At 57.6% G+C, this 17,443-nt stretch carries 15 protein-coding genes; 8 read left to right on the top strand and 7 right to left on the bottom strand.

The genetic code is table 11. The annotated features are described in order from the left end of the window. Nucleotides 1-13 precede the first annotated feature (13 nt). From rng to ASQ50_RS04935, 5 genes are read right to left on the bottom strand one after another with little or no spacing between them, the layout of a single operon-like run. Nucleotides 14-1,495 carry a ribonuclease G gene (rng, locus tag ASQ50_RS04915; protein ID WP_058092029.1) on the bottom strand — a complete coding sequence of 494 codons (1,482 nt, stop codon included), beginning with the start codon at nucleotides 1,493-1,495 and terminating at the stop codon, nucleotides 14-16. After that, complete coding sequence (locus ASQ50_RS04920) at nucleotides 1,492-2,094, bottom strand: Maf family protein (RefSeq protein ID WP_058092030.1); 603 nt, start codon at nucleotides 2,092-2,094, stop codon at nucleotides 1,492-1,494. The genes rng and ASQ50_RS04920 overlap by 4 nt, the downstream gene beginning before the upstream one ends. Nucleotides 2,095-2,098: 4 nt before the next feature. Further along, nucleotides 2,099-2,575 (bottom strand): rod shape-determining protein MreD, encoded by a 477-nt coding sequence (gene mreD / locus ASQ50_RS04925; RefSeq protein ID WP_058092031.1) that lies wholly within the window; start codon nucleotides 2,573-2,575, stop codon nucleotides 2,099-2,101. Further along, nucleotides 2,575-3,441 carry a rod shape-determining protein MreC gene (gene mreC, locus ASQ50_RS04930; RefSeq protein ID WP_076657153.1) on the bottom strand — a complete coding sequence of 289 codons (867 nt, stop codon included), beginning with the start codon at nucleotides 3,439-3,441 and terminating at the stop codon, nucleotides 2,575-2,577. The genes mreD and mreC overlap by 1 nt, the downstream gene beginning before the upstream one ends. A gap of 29 nt (nucleotides 3,442-3,470) precedes the next feature. Then, nucleotides 3,471-4,514 carry a rod shape-determining protein gene (locus ASQ50_RS04935; protein ID WP_058092032.1) on the bottom strand — a complete coding sequence of 348 codons (1,044 nt, stop codon included), beginning with the start codon at nucleotides 4,512-4,514 and terminating at the stop codon, nucleotides 3,471-3,473. 398 nt (nucleotides 4,515-4,912) lie between these two features. Between ASQ50_RS04935 and gatC the strand changes: the two genes are divergently transcribed. From gatC to gatB, 3 genes are all read left to right on the top strand, one after another. After that, nucleotides 4,913-5,200 (top strand): Asp-tRNA(Asn)/Glu-tRNA(Gln) amidotransferase subunit GatC, encoded by a 288-nt coding sequence (gene gatC / locus ASQ50_RS04940; RefSeq protein WP_058092033.1) that lies wholly within the window; start codon nucleotides 4,913-4,915, stop codon nucleotides 5,198-5,200. 69 nt (nucleotides 5,201-5,269) lie between these two features. Further along, nucleotides 5,270-6,727 (top strand): Asp-tRNA(Asn)/Glu-tRNA(Gln) amidotransferase subunit GatA, encoded by a 1,458-nt coding sequence (gene gatA, locus ASQ50_RS04945; RefSeq protein ID WP_058092034.1) that lies wholly within the window; start codon nucleotides 5,270-5,272, stop codon nucleotides 6,725-6,727. Nucleotides 6,728-6,749: 22 nt separating this feature from the next. After that, nucleotides 6,750-8,201, top strand: coding sequence for an Asp-tRNA(Asn)/Glu-tRNA(Gln) amidotransferase subunit GatB (gene gatB / locus ASQ50_RS04950; RefSeq protein ID WP_058092035.1), 1,452 nt, complete (start codon nucleotides 6,750-6,752; stop codon nucleotides 8,199-8,201). A gap of 428 nt (nucleotides 8,202-8,629) precedes the next feature. On the opposite strand, the gene rimO is transcribed toward gatB, so the two are convergent. Continuing rightward, nucleotides 8,630-9,970, bottom strand: a complete 1,341-nt coding sequence (rimO, locus tag ASQ50_RS04955; protein WP_058092036.1) for a 30S ribosomal protein S12 methylthiotransferase RimO — start codon at nucleotides 9,968-9,970, stop codon at nucleotides 8,630-8,632. 306 nt (nucleotides 9,971-10,276) lie between these two features. Here rimO and ASQ50_RS04960 point away from each other — a divergent pair, with 306 nt between their 5' ends. The 4 genes from ASQ50_RS04960 to ASQ50_RS04975 all read left to right on the top strand — a co-directional run bounded on the left by ASQ50_RS04960 (nucleotide 10,277) and on the right by ASQ50_RS04975 (nucleotide 14,632). Then, nucleotides 10,277-10,699, top strand: a complete 423-nt coding sequence (locus ASQ50_RS04960; RefSeq protein WP_058092225.1) for a PilZ domain-containing protein — start codon at nucleotides 10,277-10,279, stop codon at nucleotides 10,697-10,699. Between the two features lie 165 nt (nucleotides 10,700-10,864). Beyond that, nucleotides 10,865-11,779: a sulfate adenylyltransferase subunit CysD gene (cysD, locus tag ASQ50_RS04965; protein WP_319823014.1), complete on the top strand. Its 915-nt coding sequence runs from the start codon at nucleotides 10,865-10,867 to the stop codon at nucleotides 11,777-11,779. Nucleotide 11,780: 1 nt separating this feature from the next. Beyond that, complete coding sequence (gene cysN, locus ASQ50_RS04970) at nucleotides 11,781-13,439, top strand: sulfate adenylyltransferase subunit CysN (RefSeq protein WP_058092038.1); 1,659 nt, start codon at nucleotides 11,781-11,783, stop codon at nucleotides 13,437-13,439. 176 nt (nucleotides 13,440-13,615) lie between these two features. Next, complete coding sequence (locus ASQ50_RS04975) at nucleotides 13,616-14,632, top strand: nucleoid-associated protein (protein ID WP_058092039.1); 1,017 nt, start codon at nucleotides 13,616-13,618, stop codon at nucleotides 14,630-14,632. Nucleotides 14,633-14,785: 153 nt separating this feature from the next. On the opposite strand, the gene trmH is transcribed toward ASQ50_RS04975, so the two are convergent. Next, nucleotides 14,786-15,526 (bottom strand): tRNA (guanosine(18)-2'-O)-methyltransferase TrmH, encoded by a 741-nt coding sequence (gene trmH / locus ASQ50_RS04980; RefSeq protein WP_058092040.1) that lies wholly within the window; start codon nucleotides 15,524-15,526, stop codon nucleotides 14,786-14,788. 345 nt (nucleotides 15,527-15,871) lie between these two features. On the opposite strand from trmH, the gene miaB reads away from it, so the two are divergent. Continuing rightward, nucleotides 15,872-17,218, top strand: coding sequence for a tRNA (N6-isopentenyl adenosine(37)-C2)-methylthiotransferase MiaB (gene miaB / locus ASQ50_RS04985; RefSeq protein WP_058092041.1), 1,347 nt, complete (start codon nucleotides 15,872-15,874; stop codon nucleotides 17,216-17,218). Nucleotides 17,219-17,443 lie beyond the last annotated feature (225 nt).

Genomic DNA, 17,443 nt, shown 5'->3' on the forward strand with positions numbered 1-17,443 from the left:
TGTTCAGCGGGCGTCAGAGCAGGACCACATCGTACTGTTCCTGACTGTAGAAGGGTTCTACCTGGAAGCGTATGGTCTTACTGATAAAGGTCTCGAGGTCTGCGACATTGTCGGATTCCTCGTCGAGCAGACGATCAACCACTTTCTGTGATGCCATCACCAGATAGTTCTCCGCTTCATAGGCCCGGTTCACCCGGAGAATCTCGCGGAAAATCTCATAGCAAACGGTCTCTGCCGTTTTCAGGAAGCCCCGTCCATCGCAGATCGGGCAAGGCTCGCACAGCACCTGCCCAAGGCTTTCTGTGGTGCGTTTTCGGGTCATCTCCACCAGGCCAAGTTCCGAGACACCGGTGATCTTGGTTTTGGCATGATCCCGCTCGAGCATCTTCTCCAGCATCCTGTGTACCTGGCGCTGGTGCTCCGGGTCGTCCATATCGATAAAGTCTATGATGATGATGCCACCGAGGTTTCTGAGCCTCAGCTGCCGGCTGATGGCACGGGCGGCCTCCAGGTTGGTCTTGAAGATGGTCTCTTCCAGATTCCGGTGGCCGACAAACGCGCCGGTATTGATATCAATGGTGGTCATCGCTTCGGTCTGGTCGATGATGACGTAACCACCGGATTTCAGCTGCACCTTGCGGCTAAGTGCCTTCTGGATCTCGTCCTCGACCGAATACAGATCAAAAATCGGCCGCTCACCGGGATAGTATTCAACCTTGTCGGCGAATTCCGTGACGAACTCCTGCACAAACTCTATTACCCGCTGGTAGCTTTCCCGGCTGTCGATGCGCACTTTTTCTGTTTGCGGCCGGATTAGATCCCGAATGGTGCGAATGAACAATGGCAGGTCCTGGTAGACCACGGATGGTGCGGGCGCGCTACCAATCCGATCCTGTATGGATTGGCTAAGCCGATGCAGGTAGGCCATATCGGCGATCAGGTCTTCAGCCGCCGCCGCTTCCGCTGCCGTGCGGATGATATAGCCACCTTGGACGTCGTCGCTCTTTTCAGCCGCCTCTTCAATCAGGGTTTTCAGCCGGGTGCGCTCGTTGTCATCCTCAATCCGCTGGGAAATACCAATATGACTGACCCCCGGCATAAACACCAGGTATCGGGAAGGAATAGACAGTTGGGTCGTCAACCTGGCTCCCTTGGTGCCAATGGGGTCCTTGGTGACCTGAACTACCAGCGATTGCCCCTCACGCAACAGGGTGCGGATATCCGGCACGGTTTTCGGGCCATCCGAAGGCTCCTCCGGCCCGGACTGACTGCAGGCAACATCCGAGGCGTGTATGAACGCGGCCCGCTCCAGGCCAATATCCACAAACGCCGCTTCCATGCCCGGCAACACACGAACCACCTTGCCCTTATAGATGTTGCCGACAATACCCTTGCGACTGGTCCGCTCGATGTAGGCTTCCTGAAGCATGCCGTTTTCAACCAACGCTACCCGGGTTTCCACCGGCGTAACGTTGATGAGAATTTCTTCGCTCATGTTTGGCTCTCCTTACAACTCGGCCAGTTCTGCCAGACCGGAAAACCGGCCTCTGCCAACAACCCGGCGGTTTCCAGGAGGGGCAACCCCACCACCGCGCTATAGCTGCCCTGCAACGCTTTGACAAAGATACCACCCAAGCCCTGAATACCGTAGCTGCCGGCCTTATCCATAGGCTCGCCACTGTCAACATAGGCCCGGATTTCTGCCTCGGACAGGCTTCGAAAGGTTACGTTGGTGACCGACAGGTGCGATTGGCAGACCTCTCCCCGCGCCAGCGCCACCGCCGTCATCACCTGGTGTTGCTGGCCAGACAACCGGGCCAGTGTGGCTTTTGCCTCCGCCGCATCGACCGGTTTCCCCAGAATCTCACCTTGCAAGACCACAGAGGTATCCGAGCCCAGAACCAGTGTGCCGGGGTTCTCGCCGGCCACCCGCAGCGCCTTCTCACGAGCCAACCGCTCCACATACCGTTCTGCCGTCTCGCCCACAGCCACGGTTTCATCAATATCCGCGGGCTGCACCTGAAACGTCAGCCCAATTTGCTGTAACAGCTCAGCCCGGCGAGGAGAGGCAGATGCAAGAATCAGTGTCTGCATGGTGCTAGCCCAGCTTCCGGTTCAGGCGGTCCAGCAGGCCACTGACCAAGGGCCAGGCGACCGCACTGGTTAATGCCGGCCACAGGTAACTGAACCCTGCCGTATCGGCGCCCAGCAGTTGTTTGATGAAGTGCACCAACATCTGGTTGATGCCCAACAACAGGAAGACCATAAGGCATTGTTGCGGTAGCGGGTACATTCTCAGGCGCTGATGGATGGTCAGCACCAGGAAAGCAATGAGTGCCATACCCAGCGCGTTGGTGCCCAGGGGGGTGGCCTCAAGTACATCCAGTAATAGCCCGAGACACCAGGCCATCAGGATCCCAAACTGCGCCGGTGCACGGAAGGTCCAGTAAAAAACCACCAAACCCAGCCATTCCGGGCGGAATTCAAACCAGCCTACCGGGAACAGGGATATACTCAACACCAGCGCAAGCACAACGGTCACGAAAAACAGCGGGTAGCTAATGACCGACAGCATCAGTTGGCCTCCTCTTCCGTGGTCTGCGGTTCCGCAGACTCGCGGCGCTCCCGGGACTCAGGCTGAAACACCACCAGCACAAGCCGGCTCTGGTTCAGTCTGGCCATGGGCCTGGCCCGAATCGTCACGAAGGGTTCCCCCGGTTCCTTGGTGATCTGACTGACCTCAGCCACCGGATAGCCCCGGGGAAAACGGCCACCAAGGCCGGAGCTGACCAGGGTATCCCCTTCCCGTATATCGGCAGTATCCGGCACATGCACCAGTTCCAGCTGATCGACTTCACCATTACCCAACAACACCGAACGCAAGCCGTTTCTGACCACTTCGACGGGCACCGCATGGCTACTGTCCGACACCAGCAACACCCGAGAAGTGAACTGGCTGGTCTGCACTATCTGCCCCATCAAACCCTCGGCATCCAGCACAGCCTGCCCGGTGGTCACACCGTCACTATGGCCTTTATTAATGATGATCTCGTGGGAAAACGGATCGGGTGAAACACCCACCACTTCGCCCACAATCACCCGGTCATCCAATACCTCCGACGAGTTAAGCAGGCGGCGCAATTCATTATTCTCCGACGCCAACGCCGCATACTTCAGCGCACGGCGCTCGAGTATCAGCATCCGGGCCTTGAGTTCCTCGTTTTCGCTCTGGAGATCTTCACGGCTGACAAAGAGCCCGGAAAACCAGTCACTGAACCGATAGGGGGCATTGCCCAGCCAGTACACAGGAGCCAGGCCGGTGGCGAGGGTACTTCGAACGGGAGTGAGCTTGTCAAAACGGGCATCGGCAGCGATCAACGCTGCCGATACCAGAATCACAAGAAAGAGCCTGAAGCCGGGTACCGGCCCCTGGACAAAGATGGTCTTAATGGCTTAGCCCTCCCACGGGATTAACCCTCCTGGGAGAACATTCCGATGCCACCGCGATCAATGACTTCCAGCGCCTTGCCGCCACCACGGGCAACACAGGTCAGGGGGTCTTCGGCGATGATCACCGGCAGACCGGTTTCTTCACTGATAAGTTTGTCGAGGCCTCGCAGAAGTGCACCACCACCGGTGAGCACGATTCCGCGCTCAGCGATATCAGACGCCAGCTCAGGTGGAGACTGCTCAAGCGCGCTTTTGACGGTTTGCACGATCTGGGCAAGTGATTCCTGCAACGCGTCGAGAATCTCTTCGCTGTTCAGGGTGAACGCACGGGGCACACCTTCTGCCAGGTTGCGACCACGCACATCAATCTCGCGGATATCCAGGCCTTCATAGGCGCAACCGATTTCATGTTTGATCCGCTCGGCGGTGGAATCGCCGATCAGGCTGCCATAGTTGCGGCGCACATAGGTAACGATGGCTTCGTCGAACTTGTCGCCGCCAACCCGCACCGATTCAGCGTAAACGATGCCGTTCAGGGAAATAATGGCGATTTCCGTAGTCCCACCACCGATATCGACAATCATGGAGCCGCTGGCTTCTTCAACCGGCAGGCCTGCACCAATGGCCGCGGCCATGGGCTCTTCAATCAGGAACACTTCACGAGCACCCGCGCCCAGGGCAGACTCACGGATGGCCTTGCGCTCCACCTGTGTGGACTTGCTGGGCACACACACCAGTACGCGGGGGCTGGGAGTAATAAAACTGTTTTCGTGCACTTTATGAATGAAGTGCTGGAGCATTTTTTCGGTAACAACGAAATCCGCAATCACACCGTCTTTCATTGGGCGGATGGCGGTTATGTTGCCGGGGGTACGGCCGAGCATGCGCTTGGCTTCGGAACCCACAGCAGCCACCATTTTCTGGGAGCCGCTGGTGCGGATGGCAACAACGGAGGGTTCGTTGAGTACGATTCCGCGTTCACGCACGTAGATTAGGGTGTTGGCGGTGCCCAGGTCGATGGACAGGTCGCTTGAGAAGATGCCTCGGAGTCTTTTGATTAACATTCGTGTTGTTTCAACCTGAGAGTTGCGGTTGCGGATGTAGAAGAATCACGCAACTTTAGCAGTGAGGCCATTCTCAGGCAAGGCAACATCAGGGCTCTCAGCTTACCATTCTCACATTTTCGGTACTGTTTCGGGGCCAATCTTGGTTGTGATTCTGCTAATATGTCGGGCTTGTTTTCTCTGGGTGCAAGGATGCCTTGGGGAGGGGCTTTCCAAAAAACGCTCCTTTGGCACATCCCTGTGGCGCTTCGGCTCCGCCATCCATGGCTCCGCAGATTTTTGGAAAGCCCCTCCCCAAGGCATCCCCGGACAGCTGAAAAGCGCCAAAATCAGCCAGTTAGAGTCGTTCGGGCTCTTTAGGATTAAATTGTTTTCACACACGCTTTAATGGAGGCAACGTGAGCATTTCCCGCGAGGACATCGAGAAAGTTGCCGTGCTCGCCCGCATCAAGGTGGACGGCGAGCAGGTTTCGGCTCTGGAGAAGGATCTGGGCAATATCCTGGATCTGGTGGATCAGTTGAGTGCAGCGGATACCGATTCCGTGGAGCCGATGGCGCATCCACTGGATGCCGTACAGAAGCTGCGGCCGGATGTGGTTACCGAGACCAATCAGCGGGAGGCGTTTCAGGCAATTGCGCCGGCGACCGAGGATGGGTTGTACCTGGTACCCAAGGTCATTGAGTGAGTTTTCGGGCCACTGACATTTCCGTGTAACCGGCAGGTTGTCTGACGATCACATATTTCGGGATTGATGATGCATAACAAATCCGTAGCAGAACTTTCCAGGGAACTGGAGAGCGGCAAGATTTCCAGTGTGGAGCTGACTCAGCAGTTCCTCGACCGTCTGAAACAGGAAGACGGCAAGTACAACAGCTTTATTACCATCTCCGACGAGCATGCATTGGCCGAGGCGAAAGCGGCGGATGAGATGCGGGCGGCGGGTAAGGCCACGGTGTGGACCGGGGTGCCCTTTGCTCACAAGGATATTTTCTGTACTAACGGCATTCGCACTACCTGCGGCTCAAGGATGCTGGAGAACTTTGTGCCACCCTACGACGCCACAGTGACGGCGAACTTCAAGGCGGCCGGCGCAGTGTGTCTGGGCAAGACCAATATGGATGAGTTCGCCATGGGCTCGTCTAACGAGTCCAGTTTCTACGGCGCGGTAACCAACCCCTGGGGCCTGGCCAGCGGTGACAAGCGGGTGCCGGGTGGTTCTTCCGGCGGTTCTGCCGCTGCCGTGGCGGCGCGGCTGGTGCCGGCGGCGACGGGGACGGATACCGGCGGTTCTATTCGCCAGCCAGCGGCGCTGTGTGGCATTACTGGCCTAAAGCCGACTTACGGTCGGGTGTCCCGGTACGGGATGATTGCCTTTGCATCTTCCCTGGATCAGGGCGGGCCGATGGCGCGCACCGCCGAAGATGCGGCGCTGATGTTGAATGTGATGGCGGGGCACGATCCGAAGGATTCCACCGGCATCGACCGGGAAGTTCCGGATTACACCGCTACCCTGAACGAGCCGCTGAAAGGCCTGAAGATTGGCCTGCCGAAGGAATACTTCAGCGACCAGCTGTCTCCGGCCATGGAAGAGCAGGTTCGCAACGCGATTCGCGAGTATGAAAAGCTGGGCGCGACGGTAAAAGAAGTGTCACTGCCCAACGCGAGGCTGGCCATTGCTGCTTATTATGTGATCGCTCCGGCGGAGGCTTCTGCCAACCTGTCCCGGTTTGACGGTGTGCGTTATGGCTACCGCTGCGACGATCCGAAAGACCTGATGGATATGTACACCCGCACCCGGGCGGAAGGTTTCGGGAATGAGGTGAAGCGCCGGATTCTGGTGGGGACCTACGCCCTGTCCGCTGGTTACTTTGATGCCTATTACCTGAAGGCCCAGAAGGTTCGCCGTCTGATCCAGCAGGACTTCATCAATGCGTTTAAGGAAGTGGACGTGCTGATGAGCCCGGTGTCTCCGACACCTGCGTTCAGGCAGGGCGAGAAGAACACCGACCCGGTGTCCATGTACCTGGAAGACGTGTTCACCATCGCCATCAACCTGGCAGGCATTCCGGCCATGTCGGTTCCGGCGGGGTTTGTCGACGGCTTGCCGGTGGGGCTGCAGATCATCGGGGATTACTTCTCTGAGGCCCGTTTGCTGAATGCTGCCCATCAGTTCCAGCAGGTGACCGACTGGCACCAGCGTGAACCCCAATAAGCCCGGATTAGGAGACGAACACATGCAGTGGGATATCGTGATCGGGCTGGAAATTCACGTTCAGCTCGCCACCCAGACCAAGATTTTCTCCGGCTCCAGCACCGCCTACGGTGCCGAGCCCAACACCCAGGCCAACGCCGTTGACCTGGCCATGCCCGGTACCCTGCCGGTACCCAATGAACAGGCCTTCCGTTATGCGGTGATGTTCGGCCTGGCCACCAACGCCGAAATCGGCCGCCGCTCGGTCTTCGAGCGCAAAAACTACTTCTACCCGGATCTGCCAAAGGGCTACCAGACCACCCAGCTGGCCCAGCCGATTGTCGGCCCCGGCTATGTGGACATCGACCTGGCCGACGGCAGCACCAAACGGGTACGCATTCACCACGCGCACCTGGAAGAAGACGCCGGTAAATCCCTGCACGAGGATTACCACGGCATGTCCGGCATTGACCTGAACCGGGCCGGCACGCCGCTGATCGAGGTGGTGACAGAGCCTGACATGAACAGCGCCGACGAAGCCGTAGCCTTCGCCAAGAAGCTCCATAGCCTGGTGACTTCGCTGGGGATCTGTGATGGCGATATGTCCCAGGGCTCCATGCGCTTTGATGTGAACATCTCTCTGAAGCCGAAAGGCTCCGAGGAACTCGGTACCCGCACGGAAACCAAGAACCTGAACTCCTTCCGGTTCATGGAACAGGCCATTGCCCATGAAGTAGAGCGGCAGATGGATATCCTGGAGGATGGCGGCCGCATTGTGCAGGAAACCCGCCTGTACAACGGCGACCGGGACGAGTCCCGCTCGATGCGCACCAAGGAAGAAGCCAACGACTACCGTTACTTCCCCTGCCCGGACCTTCTGCCGGTGGAAATCGACGACGCCTTCATCGAAGACGCCCGCGCCCGCCTGCCGGAACTGCCGGACGCCCGCAAGGCGCGCTTCAAGGAGCAATACGGCCTGAACGACTACGACGCCGGCATTCTGTCTGCCGACGCCAAGCTGTCGGCGTTCTTCGAAGAAGCCGTGGAGCACGGCAAAGACGCCAAGCTGGCCGCCAACTGGATTCAGGGCGAATTCTCGGCCCGCCTGAATGCCGACGAGAAATCCGTAGCCGAAGCTCCGATTTCAGGCGCACAATTGGGCGCACTGGTCACCCGCATTGCGGATAACACGGTTTCCTCTGCCGGGGCGAAGAAGGTCTTTGAAGCCTTATGGTCAGGTGAGAACGACGACGTTGATGCGATCATTGACGCCAAGGGCCTGAAGCAGGTCTCCGATACCGGCGCCCTGGAAGCCATGGTCGACGAGGTGCTGGCCGGCATGCCGGATCAGGTGGCGCAGTACCAGGGCGAGGAAGACCCCAAGAAGCGCAAGAAGATGCTTGGCGGCTTCATGGGCCCTCTGATGAAGGCTTCCAAAGGCCAGGGCAACCCCAAACTGTTCAACGAGATTCTTGTTCGCAAGCTTGGTGGTTAACTTTTGGCTTTGGTGTGGCCGTTTTGTTTCGGCCCTAGCCTTCGGGATTGGGAGGAACTGCCTTGGCGGGTAGAACCTCCCAAAAAACGCCCGTGAATACGTCCCTGTAGGGCTTCGTCGCGCCATCCCTGGCGCTCCAGATTTTTGGGAGGTTCTACCCGCCAAGGCATCCCAACTGCGGAGGTGTCATCGTGAAGACACACAATCTGCCTGCGACCGCCCCCAAGACAGCAAAAGCACTTCTAGACTATACCCGCCAAGGCCGGGAGGGCGTGTTTGGTGGCCCTTCCCAAAAATCTCGGAGGCCATGGATGGCCGGAGCGAAGCGCACATGGATGTGCTCGTAGCGTTTTTTGGGAAGGGACACCAAACACGCCCTGCTCCCAAACTGGCAGGCTAGAGCCGAAGCCCAAAAACCGCGACAAAAGTCAGACCAAACGAGCCCAAAGGTCATGTTCGTCAGCGTGCTCCACAACGGCCTGCACAATCTGACCGGGAACCAAATCGGTTTCGTCGTTCAGGTAAACCATGCCATCAATCTCCGGCGCATCCGCCTTCGAGCGACCTATCGCACCTTCCTCATCAACCTCATCGATGAGCACATCAATCGTCTTGCCGATTTTGGCCTGCAATCGGGCAGCTGAAATCTCCGCCTGCTTTGCCATAAAGCGGGCCAGTCGCTCTTCCTTGACCTCTTCCGGTACGGCACCTTCCAGCTCATTGGCCCTGGCGCCCTCAACCGGGCTGTAAGTAAACGCACCCACGCGGTCCAATTGCGCCTCATCCAGCCAATCCAGCAAGTACTGGAAATCTTCCTCGGTTTCACCCGGGAAGCCGACAATAAAGGTTGAACGAATGGTCAGTTCCGGACAGATTTCACGCCAGGTCCTGATGCGCTCCAGTGTCTTGCTGTCATGAGCCGGGCGTTTCATGGCCTTGAGTACTTTCGGGCTGGCGTGCTGGAACGGGATGTCCAGGTACGGCAGGATCTTGCCTTCGGCCATCAGCGGGATGATGTCGTCTACATGGGGGTACGGATAGACGTAGTGCAAGCGAACCCATACGCCCATCTCGCCGAGGGCCTCACACAGGGACTGCATCTTCGTTTTCACCGGGCGACCCTGCCAGAAACCGGTGCGGTATTTGATATCGACACCGTAGGCGGAGGTGTCCTGGGAAATCACCAGCAGCTCTTTAACGCCTGCATCCACCAATCGTTTGGCCTCATCCATCACATCACCAATCGGGCGACTGACCAGTTTGCCGCGCATGTCCGGGATGATGCAGAAGGTACAGCTGTGGTTACAGCCTTCGGATATCTTCAGGTAGGCATAGTGCCTTGGCGTAAGCTTGATGCCCTGGGGAGGCACCAGATCCACGAATGGGTCGTGGTCTTTCTTCGGCGGTACATACTGGTGTACCGCTCCCACAACTTCTTCATAGGCCTGAGGACCAGACACCGCCAGCACACCGGGATGGGTCTCGCGAATCTTCTCCGCTTCCACACCCATACAACCGGTCACAATCACCTTGCCGTTTTCGCTGATGGCTTCTCCGATGGCATCCAGTGATTCCTGCTTGGCCGCATCGATAAAACCACAGGTGTTCACCACCACAATGTCGGCATCGTTGTAGGTGGGCACCACCTCATAACCATCCAGCCGCAATTGAGTCAGGATACGCTCTGAGTCTACCAGTGCTTTGGGGCACCCCAGGCTGATAAAGCCAACTTTTCCGCCCTGAGCAGTGTCTTGTATTTTCTCGGTCATAAAGTTCCGCAGGAATCCCGGAGCCTGGCTCCAAATGTGTGTAGGCGGCGATTTTAACTCACTGGGATATCATCTGCAGCTCTGCACTTCCCACATATGCCACCAAAAAACACGTAAAAACGCGAAATGACGCACCAAAATGTGACGCTGTGTTCAGAAAGTTTTAATAAAGCTGCAACAATATACGCACTTACCTTGCTGATCACTTTTTAAGCAGCTACAATTTCAAGCGCTTAAGCGTTCTTCTGGAAGGCAATTATGGGAAAGGCAACGTCGTTCGATACTACTCGCGCCAGAAAAATCAAAATGAAACCTGCACCCGCTAAACAGAATCTCAGAAATCAGCAGCGAGTCGATGTGTCGACCGAGATTACTGTTGAGAAAAGCGACGGCTGCTGCCTGACCTGCAAGGTCTCTAACCTGTCGCGAGCAGGTGTGATGATTTCCTGCGATCAGGACGTTGTTCAACAGCTCATCCCAGGTATGCGCGCGCCGGCCCCAGGGCACTGGATTGGCGTGAAAACCCGCTTTACCGTGCCTGTGCTGCCAACACAGCCAGTCACGGTTCTGGCAGACGGCAATATCGTGCACATGCGACGCATTTCAAGAAATGAATTTCAGATCGGCATCCAGTTCAGCGAATTTGAGGGCAACGGTTTCGATTACGTAGACCGCTATGTCGCCAAGCTGCTGGCCGATGCCCGAAAAGCAATGCACGCCCCCCACTGAAACCACCGACACCTGCTCGGTGCCCCCCGGAGTCCCTGGCACAGGGGATTCGGCGCCATATTATTAGAACTTAAAATTCTTACCAGAAACCTTCTTATACCCTGCCGCCACCTGATATAGTTGGTCAACCGATTTACAGCCATCACACAGCCCCTGCGGCAATGGATGACCATGACCACATACAACCTCACTCATCTCAAACAGCTGGAAGCCGAAAGCATCCACATAATCCGGGAAGTGGCGGCCGAGTTCGACAACCCGGTCATGCTCTATTCCATCGGCAAAGACTCTGCCGTGATGCTGCACCTTGCCCTGAAAGCCTTCTACCCTGGGAAGCTGCCTTTTCCGTTACTGCATGTTGACACCACATGGAAATTCCGGGAGATGATTTCGTTCCGGGACAACGTGGCGGAGAAGTTTGACCTCGACCTGATTGTTCACATCAACGAAGAAGGCGTGAAGCAAGGGGTTGGCCCCTTCTCCCACGGCAGCGCCAAGCACACTGATATCATGAAAACCCAGGCCCTGAAACAGGCGCTGAACAAGTACAAGTTCGACGCCGCATTCGGCGGTGCTCGCCGGGATGAAGAAAAATCCCGAGCCAAGGAGCGTGTATATTCCTTCCGCGACGAGCACCATCGGTGGGACCCCAAGAACCAGCGCCCGGAGCTCTGGAACATCTACAACGGCAAGGTTAACAAAGGCGAGAGCATTCGTGTGTTCCCGCTCTCCAACTGGACCGAGCTGGATATCTGGCAGTACATCTACCTTGAAAACATCGATATCGTACCGCTGTATTACGCGGCGGTGAGACCAGTGGTAGAACGCGATGGCACCCTGATTATGGTGGACGACGACCGCATGCCGCTGAAAGAAGGCGAGAAGCCTATGATGAAGTCCGTGCGCTTCCGTACGCTGGGCTGCTACCCGCTGACCGGCGCCATTGAATCCGAGGCCAACACCCTGCCCGACATCATCCAGGAAATGCTGCTGGCCACCAGCTCAGAGCGGCAAGGGCGGGTCATTGACCACGATTCAGCCGGCTCCATGGAACAGAAAAAGCGGGAAGGGTACTTCTGATATGTCACACCAGTCTGATTTGATCGCCGACGATATCCTGGCTTACCTGAAGCAGCACGAGAACAAGGAACTCCTGCGCCTGCTCACCTGCGGCAGCGTGGATGACGGCAAGAGCACGCTGATTGGCCGGCTGCTGCACGACACCAAGATGATCTACGAAGATCATATGGCAAGCCTGAAGACCGACAGCGCCAAGATGGGCACCACTGGTGAGAAGCTGGACCTGGCCCTGCTGGTGGACGGCCTGCAGGCCGAACGGGAACAGGGCATCACCATCGATGTCGCCTACCGTTATTTCAGCACCGACAAGCGCAAATTCATCATCGCCGACACCCCGGGCCATGAGCAGTACACCCGCAACATGGCCACCGGCGCCTCCACCGCGCAGCTGGCGATCCTGATGATTGACGCCCGCCACGGAGTGATGACCCAGACCCGCCGGCACTCGTTCATTGCCTCCCTGCTGGGCATTCGCCACATTGTGGTGGCCGTGAACAAGATGGACCTGGTGGACTTCAGCGAAGACCGCTTCAACGAAATCCGTGAAGAGTACCTGGCATTCGCCACCAAACTGGGCCTGAAGGATGTCCGTTTTGTGCCGATTTCCGCTCTGGACGGCGACAACGTGGTGAACAAGAGTGACAACACGCCCTGGTTTACCGGCCAGCCGCTGATGGAAATCCTGGAAACCGTGGAAGTTTCCCGGGACAAGAACCTGGAGCACTTCCGCTTCCCGGTGCAATACGTCACCCGCCCCAACCTGAACTTCCGGGGCTTCTGTGGCACCATCGCCTCCGGCGTTATTCGCCCGGGTGACACCGTAATGGCCCTGCCCTCACGCCGCACCAGTAAGGTCAAGGAAATCGTCACCTTCGACGGCAACCTGAACGAAGCCTACATCGACCAGGCAGTCACCCTGACCCTGGAAGATGAAATCGACATCAGTCGTGGCGATATGCTAGTAAAGGCAGAAGACGAGCCCGAGGTGCACAACCGGTTCAATGCCAACATTGTGTGGATGACCGACGCTCCTCTGGAAACCGGTCGTCTTTATGACATCAAGTTAGGTCCGACGTTTACCTCAGGCACGGTGAAGAACATTCATCACCAGACCGACGTGAACACCCTGGAACAGAACCCGAACCCAAGCCAGCTTCAGCTGAATGAAATCGGCCTGTGTGAGCTGACCCTGAACCAGCCCATCGCGTTTGACGCCTACCAGCGCAACCACGCCACTGGCAGCTTCATCGTCATCGACCGGCTGACCAACGTGACTGTCGGCGCCGGCATGATTGCAGGCCTGACCGATGGCCTGGATTCCCTGGACCCGGTTACACCGGAAGAGCGCGAGCGCCGCCTGGCGCAGAAACCGGCGATCATTGCCTGCACCGGCAAACAGGCCCCGCAACTGGCCCTGGCCGTGGAGCGGGCGCTGTTTGATCAGGGCAAGACGGCGGTAGTGGTGTCTGAAGAAAACACCGGTGATGCCGACGAACGCCGCCGCGTGGCTCAGCTACTGACCGCTCACGGCCTGGTGGCGGTGGCAGTGAACCTGGGGTCTGATATTGCCAATGCCAGTGTTTCAGCTGATTCGGAGGCGGATATTCCGGCTGCCGTTGCGGGGCTTCTGCAGGAGTTGGCTCGGAGTCAGCGGGTTTAAGCTACTGATCCCCCATCCTTGGCGGGCGGGCTTGCCGGGGTGGGGGAGAATTTTTCTTTGGAAAAACAAACCACCACCCCGCGACCCGCCCCCAAACTCGAAACAGGGAAATGACCGAAAAGCCAGACCATGGCACAATCCCGCTCCACCAAGATTAACCACAGGAGCTGAACACCATGGCCATCAAACACCTGCGCACCGCCTTCGCCAGCCAGTACCAGCCGGGCCAGCCCGCCCGCCTTGTTGCCGGCGAGGCTCAGCAGGAGCCCGGTGGCGATTACGAAGCCCTGCACAAGCAGATGAAGCGGCTGTTCAACAGCAAACCCGGCAAGAAATACGGCCGCTTCTCGGACGACATCGGCGAATGCCCCTTCAGCGCCTGGCTCAAAGACTACCTGGAAGACAAACAAACCTTCGCCGCTATGACCGACCGCCTGTTCGGCCAGTGGCAGGAGCTGCTCAACGGCAGCCAGGAGGAATTCGACGGCCACCTGATGGTGGTGCATGACGCCCTGGCAGATTCGGAAGTGGTGTACCTGTTTATTCTGGAAACCGACGGCGCCATGCGCTTTGACGGCAGCCAGAAACTGGACGCAACAGATGTACTGAGCCTGTCGCGCCTGAACCTGGCGGTTCGAATCGAGGTGGATGAATGGCGCAACGAGAACACCAGCGATAACTACATGACCGTGGTCCATGCCCGCGGCACCGGCGACCCCGGCGAGCTGTTTCTTCGCCTTAGCGCGTTCACCAACAGCGTGGATGTGGAAAAGGAAACCATGACCTTCCTGGACGCGGTAGAAGCCTTCGCCAAGTCCAGCGAACCGGAAAAGGCCGGCGAAGTACGGGCCAAAGCCTACGAATTCTGCAAAGACCAGCACGCCCTGGGCGAGCCGGTGGCCATCGAGGCTCTGTCCAACTACCTGGACGAGAGCCAGCCCGAACGCTTCAAGGAATTCGCCAGTAAGAACGCAGAAATGCCGGAAACCGGCGTGCTGCACCCGGACCATCGCAAGGTCAAGAAACTGGTGCGTATTGCCGGCTCCGGTGGAGGTATGAGTGTGTCATTCTCTTCAGATCTGGTGAACCAGGCGGTGTACTACGACCGTGACAAAGATGCCTTGACCATCACTCGACTGCCGAAGGCATTGCGGGAGCAGTTGCAGCGGTATCTGGAGGCTCGCGAGGACTGAGCTTTTATTCGCCTAGCCTGCTGGTTGGGGGGCGGGTCGCGGGGTGGAGATGTCTTTTTCTTTGGAAAAACAACTCGCTTCGCTCAGACATCTTTTTCCGGCAGAAAAAGACATCCCCACCCCGCACCGGCATAACATTGTGACTGACGTCCGTTAGGACTCGTTTGCTTCTGTGTTTTCCGGTTGCTCGTCCCATCTGGGGCGATTGGCCCTTATTCTTCTCACTTCCTGCATCCACCCTACCCCGTCGATCAGTTCGCCGGTTTCGTGGTCGATTGGTGGATACGGCAGGTTGCGGTCGTCGCAGTAGCGCTTAACCGTCGGCTGGCACCAGCAGAACAGCAGGCGGTTGTATTCGTCATCCGGCATACGCCGCTGGTCAAACATACCCGCCAGCTTCCGCTGCCGCTGGGCTTCGGAAAGAATAATCGAACAGGCTGAAGACACATTCAGTGATTCCACCATGCCCATCATCGGAATGACAATATGCTCATCCGTCTGCTCGGCGGTCACCGGGTTCACGCCATCCACTTCGTTACCCATGATAATCGTGCACGGCACAGTGTAATCCACCTCCCTAAAATCCACCGCCCGGTCAGACAGCTGTGCGGCATACAGCTTATGCCCCTGCGCCTTCAACTCCGTTACCGCGTTGTCCATGGTGGGATGGGTGTGGGTGGTTACCCAGTGAAAGCTACCCCCGGCGGTCTTGCGAAAGGCCCGAAAACCCTCCTTGGGCCAGACCACGTGCATATTGGCCAGGCCAAAGGCGTCACAGGAGCGGATAATTGCCGACAGGTTTCTGGGCTTATGCACCTGATCCGTCAGCACCCGCAGGTCGGGTTGGCGGGTGTTGAGGACTTGTTTGATTCGGGCGAGGCGTTCAGGGGTCATAAGTGTATTGGCTAGCGATGATTTTTCCGGCTCCCACAAACCAATCATCAAGCTTGTAGAATCCAGCACAAGTGTATGGGAAGGGTTTTGGGGTGAGCTATCCAAAACTGTGCGGAGCCAGGGATGGCGGAGCCCAAGCGTCACATGGATGTGCCGAAGGAGCGTGTTTTGGATAGCTCACCCCAAAAACCTTCATGCACGAAGGTTGCGATAATAGCACAGAGCCAAATGAGGAATACCGAGACAACGGTGGTTGATGTTTAAGCACCCCGTTATAATGTGCAGTCCATTTTTGCCAGCGCCCCACATCACCCCGGCGCCAACACACCAAACTACGTGAGACCCATGGCCAAGAAGCTGTTCATCAAAACCCACGGCTGCCAAATGAACGAGTACGACTCTGCCCGCATGGCAGACCTGCTCAAAACCGGCGAAGCGGTCGAAATGACCGACAACCCGGATGACGCCGACATACTGCTGCTGAACACCTGCTCCATCCGCGAAAAAGCCCAGGAGAAAGTGTTCCACCAGCTCGGCCGCTGGAAACGTCTCAAAAGCAAAAAGCCCGATATGATCATCGGCGTCGGCGGCTGCGTAGCCAGCCAGGAAGGCCAGGCCATCCTCGACCGGGCCCCTTACGTAGACATGGTCTTCGGCCCGCAAACCCTGCACCGCCTACCAGATATGATCACCGAAGTGCGCACCAAGGGTAACGGCGTAGGCGTGGTCGACGTCAGCTTCCCGGAAATCGAAAAATTCGACAACCTGCCCGAGCCCGGCGCAGACGGCCCCTCCGCGTTTGTCTCCATCATGGAAGGCTGCAGCAAGTACTGCACCTTCTGTGTGGTGCCCTACACCCGCGGCGAAGAAGTCAGCCGCCCGGTGGACGATGTCATCGCCGAAGTGGCCCACCTGGCCGCCCAGGGCGTTCGCGAAGTGAACCTGCTGGGCCAGAATGTCAACGCCTACCGTGGCGACACTCACGACGGCGACCAGATGGACCTGGCAGAACTGATCGAAGTGATCGCCACCATCGACGGCATCGACCGCATCCGTTACACCACCTCCCACCCGGTGGAATTCAGCGATGCCCTGATCGATGTCTACGAGCGGGTACCAGAACTGGTCAGCCACCTGCACCTGCCGGTGCAGAGCGGCTCCGACCGCATCCTGGCAGCGATGAAGCGTGGCCACACGGCACTGGAGTACAAATCCAAACTCCGCCGCCTGCGCAAAATCCGCCCGGACATCAGCTTCTCCTCGGATTTCATCATCGGCTTCCCGGGTGAAACCGATAAGGACTTCGAAGACACCATGAAGCTGATCAACGACATCGGCTTCGACATGTCCTTCAGCTTCATCTACAGCGCTCGCCCGGGCACGCCGGCGTCTGACCTGCCGGACGATACGCCGATGGAGGTGAAGAAACAGCGCCTGAGTATTCTGCAGGATCGACTGAATCAGAACGTCATGGATATCAGCCGGAAAATGGTGGGCTCTACCCAGCGGATTCTGGTGACCGGACTGTCCAAGAAAGACCCTGGCGAGTACGCTGGCCGCACCGAAAACAACCGCATCGTTAACTTCCGCCACGAGAATCCTGAGGTGGTTGGGCACTTTATCGACGTGGAAATCGTCGAGGCCTATCCGAATTCTCTTCGGGGTGTGCCCGTCGGTTCGGAATTGTATTGATGTTTGTTCCCCATGTTTTCTGGTTTAGGGGCTTGGTGACAGGGTGAGGGTGCCGCCCAAAAAACGCCCCGCAAGTACGTCCTTGTAGGGCTTCGTCGCGCCGTCCCTGGCGCTCCAGATTTTTGGGAGGCTCCCTCACCCTGTCACCGGCAAACTTCAAAATGGCATGCCTGATAAATGACTAACCATTCCAGATTTTGTGAGGACCACCCGACTACTCACATG

It is taken from the genome of Marinobacter sp. LQ44, from assembly GCF_001447155.2.
Lineage (GTDB): Bacteria > Pseudomonadota > Gammaproteobacteria > Pseudomonadales > Oleiphilaceae > Marinobacter.